Here is a 19,035-nt window from a genome sequence, read left to right as displayed (position 1 = left end):
GGTGATCAGGGGAGAGTGCGCGCGGCGACGAACCGAGCGGCACGCGCGCGTGGATGCCGCCGGCCGTGAGGCACCTCTCCGTAGTGCTGCGGTAGGAGTGCGTCGCGTCAGGCGGCGAGTGTGAGTGCGGCGGCGGCCGGAGGACCGCGCCTGGTCACCGTGTGCTGGAGCGCGGCGGTGTGCGGCTTCGGAGGCCCGAAGAAGGCCGTACGGGGAGTGCGCGGCCCCGCGCCGGGCGCCCCGGGGAGTCCGGCGCTGAGGGCGCACACAAGGGCGAGCGCGCTGCGCAGCGAACGAACGAGCGCCCCCTCGGCGATTCCGTACGCCCCGTGCGTCGAGAGCCGCACGAGGCGCAGCAGCGCGATGTCGCCGCGGCGCAGCAGCCACCCGGCGGCGAGGGCGGCCAGTACGTGCCCCAGGAGCATCGGGAGCGACGGGAGCAGCGACATGGAACCCGTCGCCGAGTCCATCGCCGAGTGCGCGGCCGAGGCCGAGGAACCGTGGTGCGGCGCGTGGCCCGTGGCCCCGCCGCCCGGCTCCACGCCCGCCGTCGTCAGGATGCGATGGGCCTGGGCGGGGCTGAGTCCGGCGGCGCCGGCCCCGCACACGATGCGCGCGGCCCGCTCCACGACGGAGGGTTCGGTGGCCGCCATCGCGGAGCCCGCGTGCTGACCCGTTCCGAAGAGCGCGTGCAGGCCCACCTGCCCGGCAGCCAGCAGAGCGGCGATGCCCGGCAGGGAGCGCTCACGTCCGGCGAGCGGTGCGGCGACGGCGAAGACGGCCAGGAAACCGGCGCCGAGCGTCCACAGCGGGACGGCGGCACAGGAAGCGAGTACATGGCCCCCGGCGGACAGCACGACGCAGAGCACGGCGAACACCGCGGCTCTCAGCAGCCGGAGATCGACTCCGGCGCGCGCTTCGCGCTGGTGGGGGGCAGTCATGGCCGGAACATCATTGCACTGGCCTTACCCGCCGCATACGGCAGGTCCGCAAGCTCCCCTGGATGCCGATGGGTGCCGGTCGATCCGCATGAGCACCGAATGGGTGCCTTTGGAGCCCTCGAAAGTGGCCCGTGAGAGGCGTGTCTACACCGTCCCGAGCCCTTCGCGCGTCCGCCGTATGGGCGGCATCACGTCAAGTGCGCGCTTATACACGGGCGCTTGCGGCAATACGTATCGGTATGTCGAGCCGCGGCCAGGAGGCTGGAGCATGAGCATGTGGTGGTCTCTCCATTTGCGGCGCGAAGCTGCGAGCGTCCCGCTGGCCCGCCGCCTGCTGATGGGCACGATGGAGACCGCGGGGGTGGATCCCGACGTCTCGTACGACCTCTCGGTGGCTCTCAGCGAGGCCTGTGCCAACGCGGTGGAACACGGCGGATCACCCGTGCCTCCCGAAGGGGCGGCCGGGGCCTACCGGGTGACGGCGTACCTGGACGGCGAGAAGTGCCACATCGAAGTCGCCGACTCGGGGCCGGGGTTCGTCCCCGTGGCGCTGCCCGCGTCCGACACCGCCGAGCACGGACGCGGCCTCTATCTCATCCAGGAGCTCGCCGATCACGTCCACTTCGGCAATGAGCCGGGGGGCAGGGGCGGCGCGGTGATCAGCTTCGACAAGATCCTCAAGTGGCGCGAGGACGCGCCGCTCGTGACGGCCTGAGGGATCTCTCCGCCCATCACGGCCTGGCGGACTTCTCCACTCGTCAGGGCCTGAGGGACCCCTCCAGGGCTCCGGGAGACCCGCCGGGCCCCGGTGGCCGCTTCTCCCTCAAGCGGGCGGCAGCGCCCTGCACAGGGCCTCCAGCGCGGCCCCGTACGCGTGCTCCGGCGGCGTGGAGTAGCCGACGACCAGTCCGTCGGATGTCGGCATGGTGGCGTCGGGGTGACGGAATTCGGCCAGGCTCTCCAGTGCGAGGCCCTGCCAGGCGGCGGCCTTCGCCGTGGACTGTTCCGTGCCGGGCGGCAGGCGCAGGACGGCGTGCAGGCCGGCCGCGACACCGGTCGGGCTGATGTGCGGTGCGTGCGTGGCGAGGACGGCGACGAGCTGGTCGCGGCGGGTGCGGTAGCGCTGACGCATGCGGCGGACATGCCGGTCGTAGTGGCCCGACTCGATCAGCTCGGCGAGCGTGAGCTGATCGGTCACCCCGGCCCACGCCTCGCGCTCGCCCTTCGCCGCGAGGACGCCGTCGATGAGGTGTTCGGGCAGAACCAGCCACCCCAGCCGTACCCCCGGAGAGAGGCTCTTGCTGACCGAGCCCATGTAGACGACGCGTTCGGGATCCAGACCCTGTACGGCGCCCACCGGCTCCCGGTCGTAGCGGAACTCGCCGTCGTAGTCGTCCTCCAGGACGAGCCCGCCGCGGGCGCGCGCCCAGTCGATCACCGCCGCGCGGCGGGCCGGGTGCAGGGGGCCGCCGGTCGGGAACTGGTGTGCGGGCGTGAGCAGGACGCCCCGTACGCGCCGGCCCTCGGTCAACTCCTCGATCCGGGCGCCCTTTTCGTCGAGGCCGAGCGGGACCGTCCGTACACCGGCGGCCGCGAGGATCGACCGGTGGAAACCCAGGCCGTACGACTCCACGGCCAGCGGCCCGCGCAGCAGCCCGCCTCCCCCGCTCCCGAACAGCAGCCGCAGGGCGTGGGCGACCCCGGAGCACACCACGATCCGCTCCGGGTCGGTGCGCACCCCGCGGACCCGCCCCAGATACCCGGCGAGCGCCCTGCGCAGCTCGACGCGCCCCTGCGGGTCGCCCGGCCCGAAGGCCTCGTTCGGCGCGGAGTTGAGGGCGCGCCGGGCCGCGGCGAGCCAGGCGGTGCGCGGAAAGGAGGCCGGGTCCGGCCGGCCCTGCCGCAGGTCGTACGCGGGCGGGGCCGGTGTCGCGGGCCGGGAGGGCGCCCGCTTGGGGACGCGGGAGCGCGCGGGCGGCGCCGCCCGGTCGGCCACCCGGGTGCCGGAGCCCTGCCGCGCGGTCAGCCAGCCCTCGGCGACCAGCTCGGCGTAAGCGTCGGCGACGGTGTTGCGGGCGATGCCCAGATCGGCGGCGAGGGAGCGGTAGGGCGGGAGCCGCGTGCCCGGAGCGAGCCGCCCCTCGCGCACGGCGTCCCGCAGCGCACGGATGAGGACAGCGCGGCGACCGCCCGCCCCGGAGAGCTCCAGGTGCAGGTCACTCCCGATGCGCTCGGCCAGATTGACCCATGATTCCGCCATGGAAATGCACCCTATCCAAGGTCTATCCCGCCCGTAGATTCATGGTCATGACGAACGACGAGAACGCCCCGCAGACCACCGCCCAGACCCTGGCCCCCGCAGCCGCCCCCGCTCCCCGCCTCAACTTCGCCAAGGCCGCCCCGAAGGCCTTCAAGGCCGTGATCGGTCTCGACGCCGCCGCCCGCGACGGCCTCGACCCGGCCCTGGTCGAGCTGATCCAGATCCGCGCCTCGCTGCTCAACGGCTGCGCGTACTGCCTCCACATGCACACATCCGACGCGCGCAAGGCGGGCGAGGACGAGGCGCGGCTGCACATGGTCGGCGTCTGGCGCGAGGCGAGGAACTTCTTCACCGAGAAGGAGCAGGCGGCCCTCGACCTCACCGAGGCCGTCACGCTCGTCCACCGGGGCGGCGTCCCGGACGACGTCTACGCCTGCGCGGCGGCGCACTTCGACGAGACGGAGCTCGGCCACGTCCTGGCGCTGATCTTCACCATCAACACCTGGAACCGCATAGCCCTGAGCACCGCCAAGGTGGCGGGCGAGGATGAGCGCTAGGCCCCGGAAAACGCGGAACCGGGCCCCTTCTCTTAAAGAAGAGGCCCGGTTCGACAAGAAGAGAGCCGGTCAGGACCGCATCAGGAAGCGGCCCCGTCCCGCAGGGTGCCGCTCAGCCCTTGAGCTCGGCCATCCACGCCTCGACGTCGTCGGCACGCCGCGGCAGCGCCGCCGACAGGTTCTTGTTCCCGTCGGCCGTCACGAGGATGTCGTCCTCGATCCGCACGCCGATGCCGCGGTACTCCTCGGGCACGGTCAGGTCGTCCGCCTGGAAGTACAGACCGGGCTCGACGGTCAGGCACATGCCGGGCTCCAGGACGCCGTCGGCGTACGTCTCGCGGCGCGCGGCCGCGCAGTCGTGGACGTCCATGCCGAGCATGTGACCGGTGCCGTGCAGGGTCCAGCGGCGCTGGAGGCCCAGCTCCAGGACGCGCTCGACCGGGCCCTCGACGAGGCCCCACTCCACGAGCTTCTCGGCGAGCACGCGCTGCGCGGCGTCGTGGAAGTCGCGGTACTTGGCGCCGGGCCGCACCGCCGCGATGCCGGCCTCCTGGGCCTCGTACACGGCGTCGTAGATCTTCCGCTGGAGTGCGTCGAAGCGGCCGTTGATCGGCAGCGTCCGCGTCACGTCGGCGGTGTAGTACGTGTGCGTCTCCACGCCGGCGTCCAGGAGCAGCAGCTCTCCGGCGCGCACGGCGCCGTCGTTGCGGACCCAGTGCAGCGTCGTGGCGTGCGGGCCCGCGGCGCAGATCGAGCCGTAGCCGATGTCGTTGCCGTCGACGCGGGCGCGCAGGAAGAACGTGCCCTCGATGTAGCGCTCGCTGGTCGCCTCGGCCTTGTCCAGGACGCGCACGACGTCCTCGAAGCCACGCGCCGTCGAATCGCACGCCTTCTGTAGCTCGCCGACTTCAAACTCGTCCTTGACCAGACGGGCCTCGGAGAGGAAGACGCGCAGTTCCTCGTCGCGCTCGGCGGTGACCTTGTCGGTCAGCGCGGCCTCGATGCCGGCGTCGTACCCGCGGACGACGCGGACCGGGCCACTCGCCCCGCGCAGGTGCTCGCCGAGCTCGCGCACGTCGGAGGCGGGGATGCCGTACAGCGTCTCGGCCTCGGTGAGGGAGTGCCGGCGGCCGACCCAGAGTTCGCCCTGGCCGTCCAGCCAGAACTCGCCGTTCTCGCGATTCGAGCGCGGCAGCAGGTAGATGGTGGCCTCATGGCCGCTCGTGCCGTCCGCGAAGTCGGACGGCTCCAGGACGAGAACGCCGTCCTCGGTCTGGTTGCCGGTCAGGTACGCGTACTCGACGGAGGCGCGGAAGGCGTACTCCGTATCGTTCGAGCGGGTCTTGAGATTGCCCGCGGGAATCACGAGGCGCTCGCCCGGGAAGCGCGCGGAGAGCGCGGCGCGGCGGGCGGCGGTGTGCGTGGCCTGGGCGATCGGCTGCAGGTCGTGCAGCTCCGTGTCGGCCCAGCCCGACTTCATGTTCTCGGCGAGCTCGTCGGAGACTCCCGGGTACAGGCCGTTCTTGCGCTGCTTGATCGGCTCTTCCTCGGACTCGATCTCCAGGTCTTCCGGGGTCTCCGGGTTCTCCGGAATGAGCTCCTCCGACACGATCTGCCTCCTATGTACGACACTGGGCCCTCTCCATCGTACGGGCGTACGGAAGGGGGCCCAGAGCCAGAAGGCCCATTACATGGCGTATCGCCGGGGTCACTCGAAACGGGCCGCCAGGAGAACCACGTCCTCGTCGCTGTCGGCCGCGTCGAGCCCGTCCGGCAGGACCGTCCGCAGGACGTGGTCGGCGAGGGCGTCCGGGTCGTCGCGCACCGCTCTGGGCACGCTCGCCGCCGCCGCGTGCAGCCGCGCGAAGGCCCGGTCCATCGGGTCGCCGGTGCGGTGCAGCAGACCGTCCGTGTAGAGAAGCACCGTTTCTCCCGGCTCGGGCTGGAACTCCACGCTGGGCGCCTCCCAGCACGCGAGCATCCCCAGCGGCGCCGAGAGGGAGGTCTCCACGAACTCCGTGCGCCGCTCGCCGATCACCAGCGGCGGGCTGTGTCCGGCACCGGCCAAGATGATCTTGCGCTGGGCCGGCTCGCAGTAGGCGAAGAGAGCCGTCGCGGACCGGGCCGGTTCGGTGAGCCGCAGCAGCAGCTCCAGATCGGACAGTACGGCGACGGGGTCCTCGCCCTCCATGACGGCGTACGCCCGCAAGGAGGCCCGCAGGCGCCCCATCGCGGCGACGGCGCTCGGCCCGGACCCGGTGACGGACCCGACCGCGAGGCCGAGCGCGGCGTCGGGCAGCGGCAGCGCGTCGAACCAGTCGCCGCCTCCGGGCGCGGACGTGCGGTGCCGCGCGGCGAGCTGCACCCCGGCCACCCGCGGCAGCCGCGAGGGGAGCAGCTCTTCGCGCAAGGTGGCCTCCGTCGTACGGGCGCGGTCCAGTTCGATGAGCCGTGCCAGGTGCTCGGCGGCCTGGCGCGCGTAGAGCCCGACGAGGTGGCGCTGGCGCTCACCGGGCTCGGCCGGCTCGTCGTACAGCCAGACGGCGGCGCCGATGCGGCCCGCCGTCCCGGTGGACAGGGGCAGGGCGTAGCTCGCGGCGTAACCGAGGCGGGCGGCCACCTCGCGGTGGCGGGGGTCGAGGCTGCTGTCGGCGAGCAGATCGGCGTTCACGATCTCGGTCTCGGCGCCCGGGGGCGCCGGCGGCGCGTCCAGCAGCCGTCCGAAGGCGGTCGAGGCGCGGGGGACCGTCTCGATGTGCCCGAGGTCGGCCCGGCCGAGACCGAGGCCGATGGTGGTGTCGGGGCCGAGCCGGTCGGCGGGCTCCAGGACGAGCAGGCCCCGGCGCGCGCCGACGAGGGCGGCTCCGGCGCGCAGCAGCTCGTGCAGGGCCTCGTCGAGCGTGGGCGTGCGCGCCAGGCGCTCGGTGAGCTCCTGGAGCGTGGTCAGATCGGAGACCCAGCCCGCGAGCCGGTCCTGGATCATGAGGGTCGGTGCGCCCTGTACCGGTGGGGCGGGCGCGACAGTGTGGTCTTGTGGCGGAACAGTTGAATCGATTCCGGCCACTTTCGGGAGGTGCGGTGCGTTCATGGCTGACGGCTTTCCGGCCGGTGCGTATTGCTCAATAGCATCGCAAACCCCCATGTCATTCTGCGCCGCTAGCAATGTTCTCCACATCTACACGCACTGGTTAGGGGATGTCCAGCATTGTCCCGCTGGGATTCCTGGTGTCCGTGGGAATTCTGTGGCGTTTAGCGATCTTGGTAACTTGGCTTAAAAGTGCCTGAGGCGACGGCTTATTGCGATCGACTGGGATTGTTCAACAAGGGGGTACTCCCAGGCCCTCAGGCTCGGGAGGCGCGTCACAGCGGCCGTGATGGGTACGTACTCGGTGATGACCAGGGGCAGTTGAGATCCGCCCGGAACCTGGCGACGGACCCGGGCGTCTTAACTCACGACGACCGTGCCCCATCCTCCCGTGGGGGAGGCGGCGAGAAGCACGCGGGACAGCAAACGCCAGGCACCGCCACCCCACGCCACGCTAACGCTCGGCCCTCAGGGGTTCCCCATGCCGCAGGCTGGGGTGTGATGCGCCTGTTCTACGCACAGCGAAGTGATCCACACATGGTGTGTTGTGGCCCGCCGTGTTCCTCGGCGTGTAAACGGAAAGGAACGAGCGCTCATGCGCGAGATCCTCGGAAGGCGAAGCAGGCTCCTGTCCAGGCTCACCGGCAGGAAGTCTGACCGGAGTCCCGGCCTGATCGGCGCGGCCCTGACCTTTGCGACGGCATGGAAGTGGCCCGTGGTGCCCGGCGTCGGTCTCGACCGACGGGACGGCACCCGCTGCGCCTGCCCCGACCCCGACTGCACGGTGCCAGGAGCCCACCCCCTCGACCCCGGTCTGCTGACCGCGACGACCGACGAGCGCATGGTCCGCTGGTGGTGGACCAACCGCCCGGACGCGCCCATCGTGCTCGCGACCGGCGCCGGCGCCCCGTGCGCCGTCAGCCTGCCCGCGATCGCGGGCGCGCGCGCCTTGGCCGCGCTCGACGAGACGGGCATCAGGCTCGGCCCGGTCGTGGCCACCCCCGCCCGTCTCTTCCTGCTCGTCGCGCCCTACTCCATGGAGCAGTTGGGCGAACTGCTGTACGCCAAGGACCACGTCCCCGGTTCCCTGCGCTTCCACGGCCAGGGCGGGTACATCGCGCTGCCGCCATCCGAGACCGGCCAGGGCGCGGTGCGCTGGGAGCGGGCTCCGCTGCCCGGCTCGGCGGCGCCGTGGGTGCCCGACGTCGAGGCCGTGGTGGACGCCGTGGTCGACGCGCTCACTCGTACGGGTGTGAGCGCGCCCGAGTTGTAGGGGAAATGGGCGCGCGGCGCGCCGGGCGTCCGTCAAACGTCGTTACTGTCAGGCCTCATGAACCCCCGCCTGATCGCGCTCATGGGCGTCGTGGCCATTACGGCTCTCCTGCCCCTCGCCGGCGCGTACGCGGGGCCCGTGGGTGACGGTGGCGCCGAAGCCGGGCCGTCGGAGCGGCCGGCGGACGCGGCACCCGCCGCCGTACCGGATCCCGACGCGAAACAGCCCTCCAAGGAGAGGGCGGACGCGAACCGGTCCACTACGGAGGGCGCCGAGCGTACGGAAGCCACGGAGCGTACGGAGGGCGCGTCCTCGTCCGCGGACGACTCGTCGCTCCTCTCGGGGCTCGGCCTCGACAACGCCGCGCGGTGCGGCCCCGAACTGACCTCCCCCAAGGGCATCGAAGCCCAGACGTGCGTCCTGACCCAGGGACGCGACACCTGGGGGCGCACGTACTACCGGAACACCACCGGTGATGAGCTGAGCGCCGTACTGACCGTTATGGCTCCCGGCGGGCGCACGCTCCAGATCCATTGCGCCGTCGGCGCCGCGGACGAGCCGGGGGCGTGCGAGACGCCCCGGGAGCGCACGGCGGGCAATGCCGGGGCGTATGCGGCGGTGGTGGAGTTCGCCGAAGGGAGTGGCGGACCGCTGCTCCTGCGCTCCGGGAGCAACTCCGCTCGACCGAAGGCCAGTTGAGAGACCGTGTCGGGCGGTGTGCCGGACCGGACATGGAAGCGCCCGGTTGCTGGCGACGGGGGATGCACCAGCAACCGGGCTACCTGAACGGTAACAAGAGATCTGCTCTGGGCAAATTCGATCTCGGATATCCAGACAGGGATTTACCTGCGACGACGGGGAGTTGTGACAGGAGTCACCCCTTCCCCTCCGACTGACTGGTGGGTCAGCTCAACGTCACCTGGCGGTTGGTGAGGCCGCCGCGCGCCCTGCGCTCCTCCGGCGTGAGCGGGGCGTCGCTGCCCAGCGCCGTCGCGAGCCGCTCGGCGAACTCCGCGGCGGGCTTCTCGATGTCCTCGGCGCTCATGCCGGTCGGCAGGTCCCACACCGGGACCGTCAGGCCGTGCGCCCGGAAGGAGCCGACCAGACGGGTGCCCTCGCCGAGGCTCGACGTGCCGGCCGCGTGCAGCCGGGCGAGCGCGTCGAGGAGCTGCTCCTCGGGGTGCGGCATGACCCAGCGCAGGTGGTTCTTGTCCGGGGTCTCGCACCAGTAGGCGCTGTCCACGCCGGAGAGCTTCACGGTGGGGATGGCGGCGGCGTTCGCCCGCTCCAGGGAGGCGGAGACCTCCGTCGAGGCGTTCTCCGAGTCCGGGACCCAGAATTCGAAGCCCGCGTGCACGATCGGCTCGAATGCGCCCTCGGGGTCGAGGAGGTCCTGGAGGCGCGGCCCGTCGGCGGGGGCGCGGCGGGCCTGGACCGGGGAGCCGGGCTCGGCGGTCAGGGCGCGCTGGAGGGTGTCGGCGAGGTCGCGGCTGATGTCGCCGGACGCGGTGTCGTTCTGCAGGCCGAGCAGGACCGAGCCGTCGTCGCGGCGCAGCGCGGGCCAGGCCATCGGCAGGACGGTCGCCAGGGAGACGGAGGGCACGCCGTCCGGCAGCCCGCCCTTGAGGGGCAGTTCGACCGTCGCCGCCGGGACGAGCTCGCGCAGGGCCACCCAGTCGCCCTCACCGGGCAGGCCCTCGAAGGGGCGCTGCACCAGCTCGGTCACCGCGTGCGCGGCGGCCCGGCCGTGGCAGGCCTTGTAACGGCGGCCCGAACCGCAGGGACAGGGTTCGCGGGCACCGACGACAGGAACCTGCCCGTCCGTCAGCTGCGGCTGCTTGCCCTTGGTCTGAGGGCGCTTCTTGGCCATCTTGGGTGTCTCCCGGATGCGGCTTTACAGCGTGGCTCTTCGTACGCCTTGGGGCGTACGGGCGCGAGCCTAGTCGCTCGCCCAGGGGGCGCCGGGATTCAGCCTGAGCCGGTGGAGGCCGCCCGCCTCGGCGGCCGGCGGCGGACGGCTGCCCGCGCGGTCAGTCACGGCCGGTCGCCGATCACCTGTGGTCAGCTGCGGCCAGCAGCCGTCAGCCGTCGACAGTCTTGTGGCCGGCCGCGATCAGCCGCCGTCAGTCGCGGTCGTCGAAGGGGTCGGCGTACGCGAGGTCCGGCAGCCCGGCGGCCGACGGGCCCGTGAGGCGCGTCGCGAAGTCCTCGCGACAGTGCCCGGCATGGACGACGACCCACACCGTGACCTCGCCATGGGTGTCGTCGCGCACGCCCCAGGTGTCGGCGAGCGCCGTGATGATGTTGAGCCCGCGTCCGCCGTGCGCGGTGACCGAGGGCGTGGACGGGACGGGCCTGGTCGGGCCACCGCCGTCCGTCACCTCGACCGTCAGCCTGCCTGTCGCGTCCACGCGCCAGGCGGCCCGTACATCACCGTCGCCGACCATCCCCTCGCCCAGCGGCCTGCCGTGCCGGCAGGCGTTGCTGAGCAATTCCGAAAGGATCAGTACGGCATCGTCGACGACCGATTCCGGCACTCCGTTCCCGCGCAGTTGATCGCGCATACGGTGCCTTGCTTCTCCCACGCCCGCAGGGCCATGGGGTACGGCCATGCTCGACGACGCGGGCACCTCCCGTGCCACCACCAACGCCACCCCCGAGACCTCCTTCGCCCCACGCCACGGTGTGAATGCCCCAATGGACTGGACCGGAAACCGGCCAATCCTTGTGCGGTGACGCACTCGTAACGATCGAATACGGACCGAACGCGCCGGTGCACACCCCGTAACGGGCGGGATGGCGGTTAGTGCCGCCCCAACTGGGACAGCACCTGCTTGGGGCGATTGGTGATGATGGCGTCGACGCCGAGTTCGGCGCAGAGCTCCACGTCCTCGGGTTCGTTCACGGTCCACACGTGCACCTGGTGTCCCGCGCGTTTGAGTTTCGCCACGTAGGCGGGGTGATTGCGGATGATCCGCATGCCCGGACCGGCGATCCGCACGCCCTCGGGCAGGCGGCCGTCGCGGTGGCGCGGCGAGACGAACTGCATGAGGTAGACGGTCGGCAGGGTGGGGGACGCGGCCCGCACCCGTTGGAGGGAGCGCGCCGAGAAGCTCATGACGCGTACGGGAGAGGGCCCGTCGGGAGGCGGGCAGTCCAGACCGAAGCGCTTCAGGAGGAGCAGCAGCCGTTCTTCGACCTGACCCGCCCAGCGGGTGGGGTGCTTGGTCTCGATGGCCAGCTGGACGTTGCGCCCCGAGGCATTGCTTTCGGCCACGAGTTCGAGAAGCCGTTCCAGGGTGAGGACGGAGGTGTCCTCCCAGTCGGGGCCTTCGTCGGCCTCACCGTGGTTGTTCTTCCAGGAGCCGAAGTCGAGGGTGGCGAGGTCGGCGAGCTCCAGGGCCGACACGGCGCCCCGGCCGTTCGAGGTGCGGTTCACGCGGCGGTCGTGGACACAGACGAGCTGTCCGTCCGCGGTGAGGCGTACGTCGCACTCGAGGGCGTCGGCACCGTCCTCGACCGCCTTCTTGTACGCCGCCAGCGTGTGTTCGGGGGCGTCTTCGGAAGCTCCGCGGTGGGCGACGACCTGGATCTGGTGCTGTCGTGCGAGGGTCACCGCGTCATGGTGCCATCACGGGGTACCCGCAGGCTTGTCCTGGTGGCGCACACAGAGCCGGATCCACAGGATCGGCTTATGGTGCCCTGACAGCCCATGGGAAAAGCTGACTGCAGACACATGCACAGTTGGACACAGCCAGGCCGTGACCGAGAACGACAGCGTGGACCGAGGAGAAGAGCTGTGAGCACCGAGAACGAGGGCAATGAGGTACCCCCGGCCCCGTCAGCGCCTCCTGTGCCGGTGGAATCTCCCGCTGCTTCCGCCGACCCTGCGACGCCCGCTTCCGCCGCGCCCGCCCACGTGGCGCCGCCCGCCGCGCCCGGCCAGGAACCGTCGGCGCACCAGGCTCCCCCGCACGCCGGTACCACCGGGGGTGCGCCCCCGCACGCCTCTGGGGCGGGAGCCGGCGCGAGTGCCGGGGCCGCTGCTGGGGCCGGGGCGGGTGCTGGGGCGGGTGCCTGGCCGCCTCCGCCGCCGCCCGCCGTTCCTTCGTACGCCCAGGGTGGAGGGGCCGGCTCCGGATGGGGCGCCTCGTACACCGCCGAGCACCCGGAGGGGTCCAAGCCCGCGGGCCGCCGGGGTGGTCTGATCGCCGCGATGCTCGTGGCCGCGCTCGTCGCGGGCGGTGTCGGCGGCGGCATCGGCTTCTGGGCGGCCGACCGGAACGACAGCACGGGCTCGACGACGGTCTCCGCGTCGAACACCCCGGCCGACCTGAAGCGCGACCCCGGCACGGTCGCCGACATCGCGAACAAGGCGCTGCCCAGTGTCGTCACCATCGAGGCCCAGGGCGGCAACGGCGAGGGCGGCACGGGCACCGGCTTCGTCTACGACAAGCAGGGCCACATCCTCACGAACAACCACGTCGTGGCCTCCGCGGCCGACGGCGGGAAGCTCGCGGCGACGTTCTCGGACGGCAAGAAGTACGACGCCGAGGTGGTCGGCCGTGCCGAGGGTTACGACGTGGCGGTCCTCAAGCTCAAGAGCCCGCCGTCGAACCTGAAGCCGCTCCCCCTGGGCAACTCCGACAAGGTTGCCGTCGGCGACTCGACGATCGCCATCGGCGCCCCCTTCGGCCTCTCGAACACCGTCACGACCGGCATCGTCAGCGCCAAGGACCGCCCGGTGACCTCCAGCGACGGAGCGAGCAGCAAGAGCTCGTACATGAGCGCCCTCCAGACCGACGCCTCCATCAACCCCGGCAACTCCGGCGGTCCGCTGCTCGACGCGGGCGGCGCGGTCATCGGCATCAACTCCGCGATCAAGCCCGCGGAGAGCGGCGGCGGTCTCGGCGGGGGCGGCCAGTCCGGCTCCATCGGCCTCGGCTTCGCGATCCCGGTCAACCAGGCCAAGTACGTCGCGCAGCAGCTGATCAAGACCGGCCAGGCCGTCTACCCGGTGATCGGCGCCTCGGTCGCCCTGGAGGAGAACACGGGCGGCGCCACGATCTCCCGCGAGGGCGCGAGCGGCTCGCAGGCGGTCACCCCGAACGGCCCGGCGGACAAGGCGGGCCTCAAGCCCGGCGACGTCATCACGAAGCTGGACGACACGGTGATCGACAGCGGCCCGACCCTGATCGGCCAGATCTGGACCCACAAGCCGGGCGACACCGTCGAGATCACGTACAAGCGCGACGGCAAGGAGCACAAGGTCGACGTGGTCCTGGGCCAGCGCAAGGGCGAGAGCTGACCCGCTACTCTTGTCCCCGCACCGCCGTGAACGGCGGTGCGGGGTGGGTTGCCCGAGCGGCCTAAGGGAACGGTCTTGAAAACCGTCGTGGCGAGAGCCACCGTGGGTTCAAATCCCACACCCACCGCAGTTTTTGAGAGCCTCTGACCAGCGTGATCGGTCGGAGGCTCTCGGCTTTCGGGTGGTGCGTGGCCGCACGTAAACATGAGTAACCCGCCTTGGATGAACCTGGTACTCCACGTGGCCGTTGTGCGGCGAGCCCTGGGGGGAGGTGGGGGGTGAGTGCGGTCTCGTTCTGTGCGTTCACCGGATTCATCTCAAAGGAGAAACTCGTGTTGAAGCGCATCGCTTCCGCCCTCGCCGTAGCCACCGTCGCCGGGTTCCTGGCGGCCGGGACCGCCGTCGCCGACGACCCCGGCACCACCTTCTCCGAGGGCCGCTACGCGGGCCAGACCTTCACGAACATGGGTGGCCCCTACGGCATCACCACCGCCGGCCAGGCGGACGGCGGCCACCGCGACGGCACCTCGCTCCACGGCTTCGGCTTCGACGGCTGAGCTTCCGCTGGTCCGAAGGGGTGCCTCTCGTTGAGGGGCACCCCTTCGTCGTGGGGGTGTCTCCGGTGGGGTGGGCTTCCCGGTCGGGGGTGGTGTCAGCGACACCCCCGAGAGGGCGGGTCGCCGTATGTCGCGGGGCGCTCGGATTCGCGAAGGTTGAGGACGTCAGCACGGCACGTCCCCGGTACGTCCCCACCTCCCCACCGCGAAGATTCGAGGCCCGTCATGAGCACCAGCACCCTGACGCCGTACGCAGCCGCTCCCGCCTCCCCCTCCGCCGGGCGGCACCCCGCGGAGTCCCCCGGCTTCTGGCGGGCGCCCTTCGCCGCCTCCACGTACCGGGAGATCGGCTACACCGTGACGTCGCTGCCCCTCGCCATCGTGGGCTTCACCTTCGCCGTGACGATGTTCTCGCTCGGCCTGGGCCTGTTCGTCACCGTGCTGGGGCTTCCGGTCCTCGCGGCCGGGCTCGCCGGTGCGCGGGGGCTCGGTGCCGCCGAGCGGGGGCGGGCGCGGGCGAGGCTCGGGCTCGACGTGGCCGGGCCCGACGCCGTGGAGACGCCGCGGGACGGGGGTGCGTGGGCGGGGATGCGGGCCCGGCTCTCGGACGGCGCGGGCTGGCGGGCGCTGCTCTTCCAGTTCGTGATGTTCCCGCCGCGCGTCGTGTCCTTCGTGCTGAGCGTGACGTTCCTGGTCACCGGCTGGGTGGTCGCGCTTCTCCCGGCGTACTCGTGGGTCTTCCCGCGCTACGTCGACTGGCCGGGCTACCGGGTGTTCGACTACACCTCCGGCGGCGAGCACCACGCGTACTACCTGGAGTCGCCGGTACAGATCGCGGGGGCTTCCCTGCTCGGCCTCACCCTCGTCTTCCTCACGCCGAAGCTGGTCCGCGCCCTGACGAACATCGACCGGGCGGCGGTGCGTTCGCTGCTCGGCCGCCGGTGAGCGCAGGCCGTGGCCGGAATCGGGTGAGAGGTAAGGGGCGTCCGCTACTGCGGGCGCCCCTTACCTCGTTCCCGTCGACTCCCCCTCACGCGTGCCCCGTCAGCCGCGCGGCCGACGCGATCGTCGAACGGGCCTCGCGATCGGTGAGGCCGACCCGGACCGCGGCGTCGGTGAGTTCATCGGCCAGGGTCTCGCCGATGCCGTTCTCGTAGGCACGGCAGGCGGCCCAGAACAGCCGGGTGTTGCGCTGACCCTCGTGGGCGGCCAGCACGAACTGGACGAGGCCGTGACCCCGTTGGGCCGGGGCCGGCATCTGCGGCAGCGGGGGGTGGTGGACGCGGGGAGGGGGCGTGAGCAGGCGCAGCAGGGCGATCGGGCACCTCGCCGGAGGGAGATGGGCGGTGCCAGCCACGGCGCTGTAGACGCCGTGCTCGGTGCGCGAGCCGGGGCCGACGAGGTAGCCGCCCGCGCCCCGGATGTCGATGCCGGGGGCGAGGCGCCCCGCGGAGTTGGGGACGACGGCGTCGGGCGGGCCCGCGAGCCAGATGTGGCGGCCACCGCTGGGGGTCGCCACGACCACCGTCGGCGGGATCGTGAAGAGGTGGCGCAGCGCCAGCTCCCGCAGGGCCGCCGGAGCGTCCGTACCGGATTTGGTGTCGAGGTCTACGCCGATCAGGTGGTGCGGGGGCAGTCCGCACGCGATGCCGTAGCCGGTGGCCCAGGGGGCGGCGGCGAAAAGCTCCCGGATGCGCCACGGGTCGGACGACGCGTCGTACACGCCGTGTCCCGGACGGCCGCATTCGCCGTGGCAGGGGGTCGGCTCGGGCTCCTCGTGGTGGGGGGAGCGGAGGGCAGGCAGCTTGGTGCGGGAGAGCGGGATGACGGCGAGGCCGCGCTCGGCGGCCGACAGGGCGTGGGCGAGCGCGAGCGCTGTGGCATGGCGGTCGATGGTGGCCATGCCCTCATTTTCGTACAAGCGTTCGAAGAAAGAAAGAGGGGAGCGGTGCGACGCGCGGACGAAGCGGGTTCGCGACCGCCGATCTGCACGAAGTGGAGGAACGCTTCAGCGCCTGCGGCGCCTGGGTTTGGGCGGGGTTATGGGGGCTGAGCTGGTGCTTTGAGAGCACGAAGCATGTTTATCGACTTGTACTCACGCTTGCGGGGGAATCGGGGCTTCCGGGGTAGTTCGCCGGGGATTCGGTGGGCAATTCTGATCTCGCGACGTCGTGCAGAACACCGAAGGCGGTCGGCCAACTGCCTTGGAAAACAAGCACTTCAGGTACTCCCGGCACACAGCCGGTGCGTACCCCCGTAACGGAGGAATTGACATGGCAAGCATCCGTACCGCCCGCGTCATCGCTGCAGCCGCGGCCCTGCCCCTGGCTGCCGCACTCTTCACGGGTGTCGCGACGGCCGACAACGGCTCGTTCGCGAACGACGGATCGCATGCGGGCGTGGCGACCGTCAACGGCAGCGGCGTCGGCGGCAACAACAGCGGCAACTCGAACACGTCGCAGCAGCAGGCCGTCGGTTCGGGCGCCTCGAACCAGAACAACACCGCCCAGGTGAACGGCTCGGCGTTCACGGCGATCGACCAGTCGAACGAGAACATCGCCGTCAACTTCACCCACCTCTGGTGAGGTGACGGCCCTCCGGGGTAGCTCCTGGGGCCTGCTCGATGGGGTGTGTGGCGTTCTGCGCGGCGGTGCATCTGCACCGCCGCGCAGGCGTGTGCGGGGTCAGGGCTGCGGGCCGGGCGTGCGTGTGCGGGGTCAGGGCCGTGGGCCGGGCGTGCGTGTGCGGGGTCAGGGCCGTGGGCCGGGCGTGCGGGGGCGGGGCCCCGGGGTCGCGTCCGGCGCGATCCCCCCGCATCCGGGGTGATCTCTTGACACCGCCACAGTTTCTGACGGACAGTCAGAAACCCTTGTCGGTGCGACGCCCTGACGCGAAGGAGAGGCCGCCGCCGTGCACCTCGCCCCCACCGAACGCCAACAGCGGCTGCGCGCCGAACTGCGCGCCTACTTCCGCGAGCTGATGCCGGCGGGTCCGCCCGCGGGGCACGACCTGGAGGGGCAGCGCCGACTGCTGCGGCGCATCGGGGCCGACGGCATGCTGGGCCTCGGCTGGCCGGTCGAGTACGGCGGTCAGGGCCGCGGGCCCGACGAGCAGTTCGTCTTCTTCGACGAGGCCTACCGGGCGGGCGCGCCCGTGTCGATGGTCACCCTGAACACCGTCGGGCCGACCCTCATGAAGTACGGCACCGAGGAGCAGAAAGCGGCCTTCCTGCCGCGCATCCTCAGCGGCGACCTCGTCTTCGCGATCGGCTACAGCGAGCCGTCGGCGGGCACGGACCTGGCTTCGCTGCGGACGCGGGCGGTGCGGGAGGCCGGGGTGGCCCGGAGTGCGGGTATTTCCGAGGCCGGCGGGGGTGAGAGCAGTGAGGGCGCGGGCTCGTGGGTCATCGACGGGCAGAAGATCTTCACGTCGAACGCGCAGAACGCGGACTGGATCTGGCTGGCCTGCCGCACGGACCCCGAGGCCCCCAAGCACCAAGGCATCTCGATCATCCTCGTGCCGACCGACGCGCCGGGGTTCTCGTGGACGCCGATCGAGACCGTGGGCGGTCTGACGACGACGGCGACGTACTACGACGGCATCCGCGTCCCCGCATCGAACCTCGTCGGCGAGGAGAACGGCGGCTGGGGCCTCATCACCAACCAGCTCAACCACGAGCGGGTCGCGCTCGCCGCGATCGGGATGCAGGCCGAGGATTTCTACGCCGCGGCTCTCGCCTACGCCCGTACCCCCGATCCGGTGACGGGCGAGCGCCGGATTGACGCGCCGTGGGTCCGGTCCCGGCTGGCCGAAGCGCAGGCCCGGCTGGCGGCAACGCGCCTGCTCAACTGGCGTTTGGTGGGGGATGTCGGGGCGGGTGCGCTGGCGCCGGGCGACGCGAGCGGCGTGAAATTCGTGGGAACCGAATCGGCGGTGGAGGTGTACCGAATATGTCAGGAAGTCACGGGCGAGGCGGGTCTGGTCCGGGCCGGTTCACCCGGCTCCCTGACGCTCGGCACGGCCGGTGAGGGGGAGTTGGAGCGGATGAACAGAGCGGCACAGATCAATACGTTCGGGGGCGGGGTGAGCGAGGTGCAGCGGGAGATCGTGGCGACGATGCGGCTCGGGATGCGGAGGGGGCGGCGGTGACCGATCTTTCGTACGAGGCGCTGAAGGTGTTCGAGGGGCGGGCGGCCGCCACGGCGGGCGTGGGCAAGGACCCGGTGAACGCACCGATGATCCGGCACTGGTGCGAGGCCATGGGCGACACGAACCCGGCCTACGGGGGCGCGGATCCGATCGCACCGCCGACGATGCTCCAGGCCTGGACGATGGGCGGACTCTCCGGACACCAGGGACGCTCGGCGGCGTACGACGAGTTGTTCGCGCTCCTGGACGGCGCGGGATACACCTCCGTCGTGGCCACGGACTGCGAGCAGGAGTATCTGCGGCCGCTGCGGCCGGGGGACGAGATCACCTTCGACGCGGTCATCGAGTCGGTGTCGGAGCGCAAGACGACCAAGCTGGGCACGGGCCATTTCGTCACGACCCGGATGGACGTCAGAGCGGGCGGTGAGCCGGCCGGGACCCACCGTTTCCGGATCCTCAAGTACGCACCCGCGCAGCGCGAACCCCAGGCCAAGCGGCCCCGCCCCGTGATCAACCGGGACAACGCCGGGTTCTGGGAGGGAGTGGCCCGCCACCGGCTCCTGATCCAGCGCTGCGGCGGCTGCCGGGCCCTGCGCTTCCCGTGGCTGCCCGGCTGCAATGCCTGTGGATCCCTCGCATGGGACACGGTCGAAGCGAGCGGCGAGGGCACGGTCTATTCGTACGTCGTCATGCACCACCCGCCCTTCCCCGCCTTCGACCCGCCGTACGCGGTGGGGCTCATCGAGCTGGCGGAAGGCGTGCGCATGGTCAGCAACGTGGTGGGCGTGCCCAGCGACAAGGTGCGGATCGGGCAGCCGGTGCGGCTCGAATTCCAGCAGGTGGACAAGGAGCTGGAGCTTCCGGTGTTCCGGGCCGTCGAAAGCATGGCGGGGGGCGGGGTCTGA

Annotated in this window: 18 protein-coding genes and 1 tRNA gene; 11 read left to right on the top strand and 8 right to left on the bottom strand. The window is 71.6% G+C overall.

Translation table 11 applies throughout. The annotated features are described in order from the left end of the window. Positions 1-107: 107 nt before the first annotated feature. Complete coding sequence (locus tag QBL25_RS21235) at positions 108-941, bottom strand: hypothetical protein (protein WP_409058606.1); 834 nt, start codon at positions 939-941, stop codon at positions 108-110. 268 nt (positions 942-1,209) lie between these two features. Here QBL25_RS21235 and QBL25_RS21230 point away from each other — a divergent pair, with 268 nt between their 5' ends. Then, positions 1,210-1,656 carry an ATP-binding protein gene (locus QBL25_RS21230; protein WP_409058605.1) on the top strand — a complete coding sequence of 149 codons (447 nt, stop codon included), beginning with the start codon at positions 1,210-1,212 and terminating at the stop codon, positions 1,654-1,656. Between the two features lie 108 nt (positions 1,657-1,764). On the opposite strand, the gene QBL25_RS21225 is transcribed toward QBL25_RS21230, so the two are convergent. After that, positions 1,765-3,201 carry a PLP-dependent aminotransferase family protein gene (locus QBL25_RS21225; protein WP_409058604.1) on the bottom strand — a complete coding sequence of 479 codons (1,437 nt, stop codon included), beginning with the start codon at positions 3,199-3,201 and terminating at the stop codon, positions 1,765-1,767. A gap of 41 nt (positions 3,202-3,242) precedes the next feature. On the opposite strand from QBL25_RS21225, the gene QBL25_RS21220 reads away from it, so the two are divergent. Continuing rightward, positions 3,243-3,758 (top strand): carboxymuconolactone decarboxylase family protein, encoded by a 516-nt coding sequence (locus tag QBL25_RS21220; RefSeq protein WP_409058603.1) that lies wholly within the window; start codon positions 3,243-3,245, stop codon positions 3,756-3,758. Between the two features lie 112 nt (positions 3,759-3,870). Here the strand turns inward: QBL25_RS21220 and QBL25_RS21215 are convergent, their stop codons facing one another. Continuing rightward, positions 3,871-5,367 (bottom strand): aminopeptidase P family protein, encoded by a 1,497-nt coding sequence (locus tag QBL25_RS21215; protein WP_409058602.1) that lies wholly within the window; start codon positions 5,365-5,367, stop codon positions 3,871-3,873. Positions 5,368-5,466: 99 nt separating this feature from the next. Next, the gene (locus tag QBL25_RS21210) at positions 5,467-6,900 is read right to left on the bottom strand and encodes a PP2C family protein-serine/threonine phosphatase (protein ID WP_409058601.1); all 1,434 of its coding nucleotides are present in this window, start codon (positions 6,898-6,900) and stop codon (positions 5,467-5,469) included. A 538-nt stretch (positions 6,901-7,438) separates the two neighbouring features. Between QBL25_RS21210 and QBL25_RS21205 the strand changes: the two genes are divergently transcribed. Continuing rightward, positions 7,439-8,116, top strand: coding sequence for a bifunctional DNA primase/polymerase (locus QBL25_RS21205; protein WP_409058600.1), 678 nt, complete (start codon positions 7,439-7,441; stop codon positions 8,114-8,116). A 57-nt stretch (positions 8,117-8,173) separates the two neighbouring features. Then, positions 8,174-8,815 carry a hypothetical protein gene (locus QBL25_RS21200; RefSeq protein ID WP_409058599.1) on the top strand — a complete coding sequence of 214 codons (642 nt, stop codon included), beginning with the start codon at positions 8,174-8,176 and terminating at the stop codon, positions 8,813-8,815. A 205-nt stretch (positions 8,816-9,020) separates the two neighbouring features. On the opposite strand, the gene QBL25_RS21195 is transcribed toward QBL25_RS21200, so the two are convergent. The 3 genes from QBL25_RS21195 to QBL25_RS21185 form a co-directional block, all read right to left on the bottom strand. Beyond that, positions 9,021-9,986 carry a DUF5926 family protein gene (locus QBL25_RS21195; RefSeq protein ID WP_409058598.1) on the bottom strand — a complete coding sequence of 322 codons (966 nt, stop codon included), beginning with the start codon at positions 9,984-9,986 and terminating at the stop codon, positions 9,021-9,023. Positions 9,987-10,239: 253 nt separating this feature from the next. Continuing rightward, positions 10,240-10,857, bottom strand: coding sequence for an ATP-binding protein (locus tag QBL25_RS21190; RefSeq protein ID WP_409058597.1), 618 nt, complete (start codon positions 10,855-10,857; stop codon positions 10,240-10,242). Between the two features lie 62 nt (positions 10,858-10,919). Next, positions 10,920-11,732, bottom strand: coding sequence for a glycerophosphodiester phosphodiesterase (locus QBL25_RS21185; protein ID WP_409058596.1), 813 nt, complete (start codon positions 11,730-11,732; stop codon positions 10,920-10,922). Between the two features lie 183 nt (positions 11,733-11,915). Here QBL25_RS21185 and QBL25_RS21180 point away from each other — a divergent pair, with 183 nt between their 5' ends. The 4 genes from QBL25_RS21180 to QBL25_RS21165 all read left to right on the top strand — a co-directional run bounded on the left by QBL25_RS21180 (position 11,916) and on the right by QBL25_RS21165 (position 14,926). Further along, positions 11,916-13,424, top strand: a complete 1,509-nt coding sequence (locus QBL25_RS21180) for a S1C family serine protease (RefSeq protein ID WP_409058595.1) — start codon at positions 11,916-11,918, stop codon at positions 13,422-13,424. A gap of 42 nt (positions 13,425-13,466) precedes the next feature. Next, positions 13,467-13,551, top strand: a tRNA-Ser gene (locus tag QBL25_RS21175). 205 nt (positions 13,552-13,756) lie between these two features. After that, positions 13,757-13,981 carry a hypothetical protein gene (locus QBL25_RS21170; RefSeq protein ID WP_409058594.1) on the top strand — a complete coding sequence of 75 codons (225 nt, stop codon included), beginning with the start codon at positions 13,757-13,759 and terminating at the stop codon, positions 13,979-13,981. A 225-nt stretch (positions 13,982-14,206) separates the two neighbouring features. Then, positions 14,207-14,926, top strand: a complete 720-nt coding sequence (locus tag QBL25_RS21165; RefSeq protein WP_409058593.1) for a sensor domain-containing protein — start codon at positions 14,207-14,209, stop codon at positions 14,924-14,926. An 85-nt stretch (positions 14,927-15,011) separates the two neighbouring features. On the opposite strand, the gene QBL25_RS21160 is transcribed toward QBL25_RS21165, so the two are convergent. Then, positions 15,012-15,884, bottom strand: coding sequence for a bifunctional DNA primase/polymerase (locus QBL25_RS21160; RefSeq protein WP_409058592.1), 873 nt, complete (start codon positions 15,882-15,884; stop codon positions 15,012-15,014). A 370-nt stretch (positions 15,885-16,254) separates the two neighbouring features. Here QBL25_RS21160 and QBL25_RS21155 point away from each other — a divergent pair, with 370 nt between their 5' ends. The 3 genes from QBL25_RS21155 (at position 16,255) to QBL25_RS21145 (ending at position 19,035) form a co-directional block, all read left to right on the top strand. Further along, positions 16,255-16,566: a hypothetical protein gene (locus QBL25_RS21155; protein WP_409058591.1), complete on the top strand. Its 312-nt coding sequence runs from the start codon at positions 16,255-16,257 to the stop codon at positions 16,564-16,566. Positions 16,567-16,891: 325 nt separating this feature from the next. Continuing rightward, positions 16,892-18,130 carry an acyl-CoA dehydrogenase family protein gene (locus QBL25_RS21150; RefSeq protein ID WP_409058590.1) on the top strand — a complete coding sequence of 413 codons (1,239 nt, stop codon included), beginning with the start codon at positions 16,892-16,894 and terminating at the stop codon, positions 18,128-18,130. After that, positions 18,127-19,035: a bifunctional MaoC family dehydratase N-terminal/OB-fold nucleic acid binding domain-containing protein gene (locus QBL25_RS21145; protein WP_409058589.1), complete on the top strand. Its 909-nt coding sequence runs from the start codon at positions 18,127-18,129 to the stop codon at positions 19,033-19,035. Before QBL25_RS21150 ends, QBL25_RS21145 begins: the two co-directional genes overlap by 4 nt.

It is taken from the genome of Streptomyces sp. SYP-A7185 (genome assembly GCF_046103685.1).
Taxonomy (GTDB): Bacteria; Actinomycetota; Actinomycetes; order Streptomycetales; family Streptomycetaceae; genus Streptomyces.
This window is presented reverse-complemented; position numbering and strand designations above follow the sequence as displayed.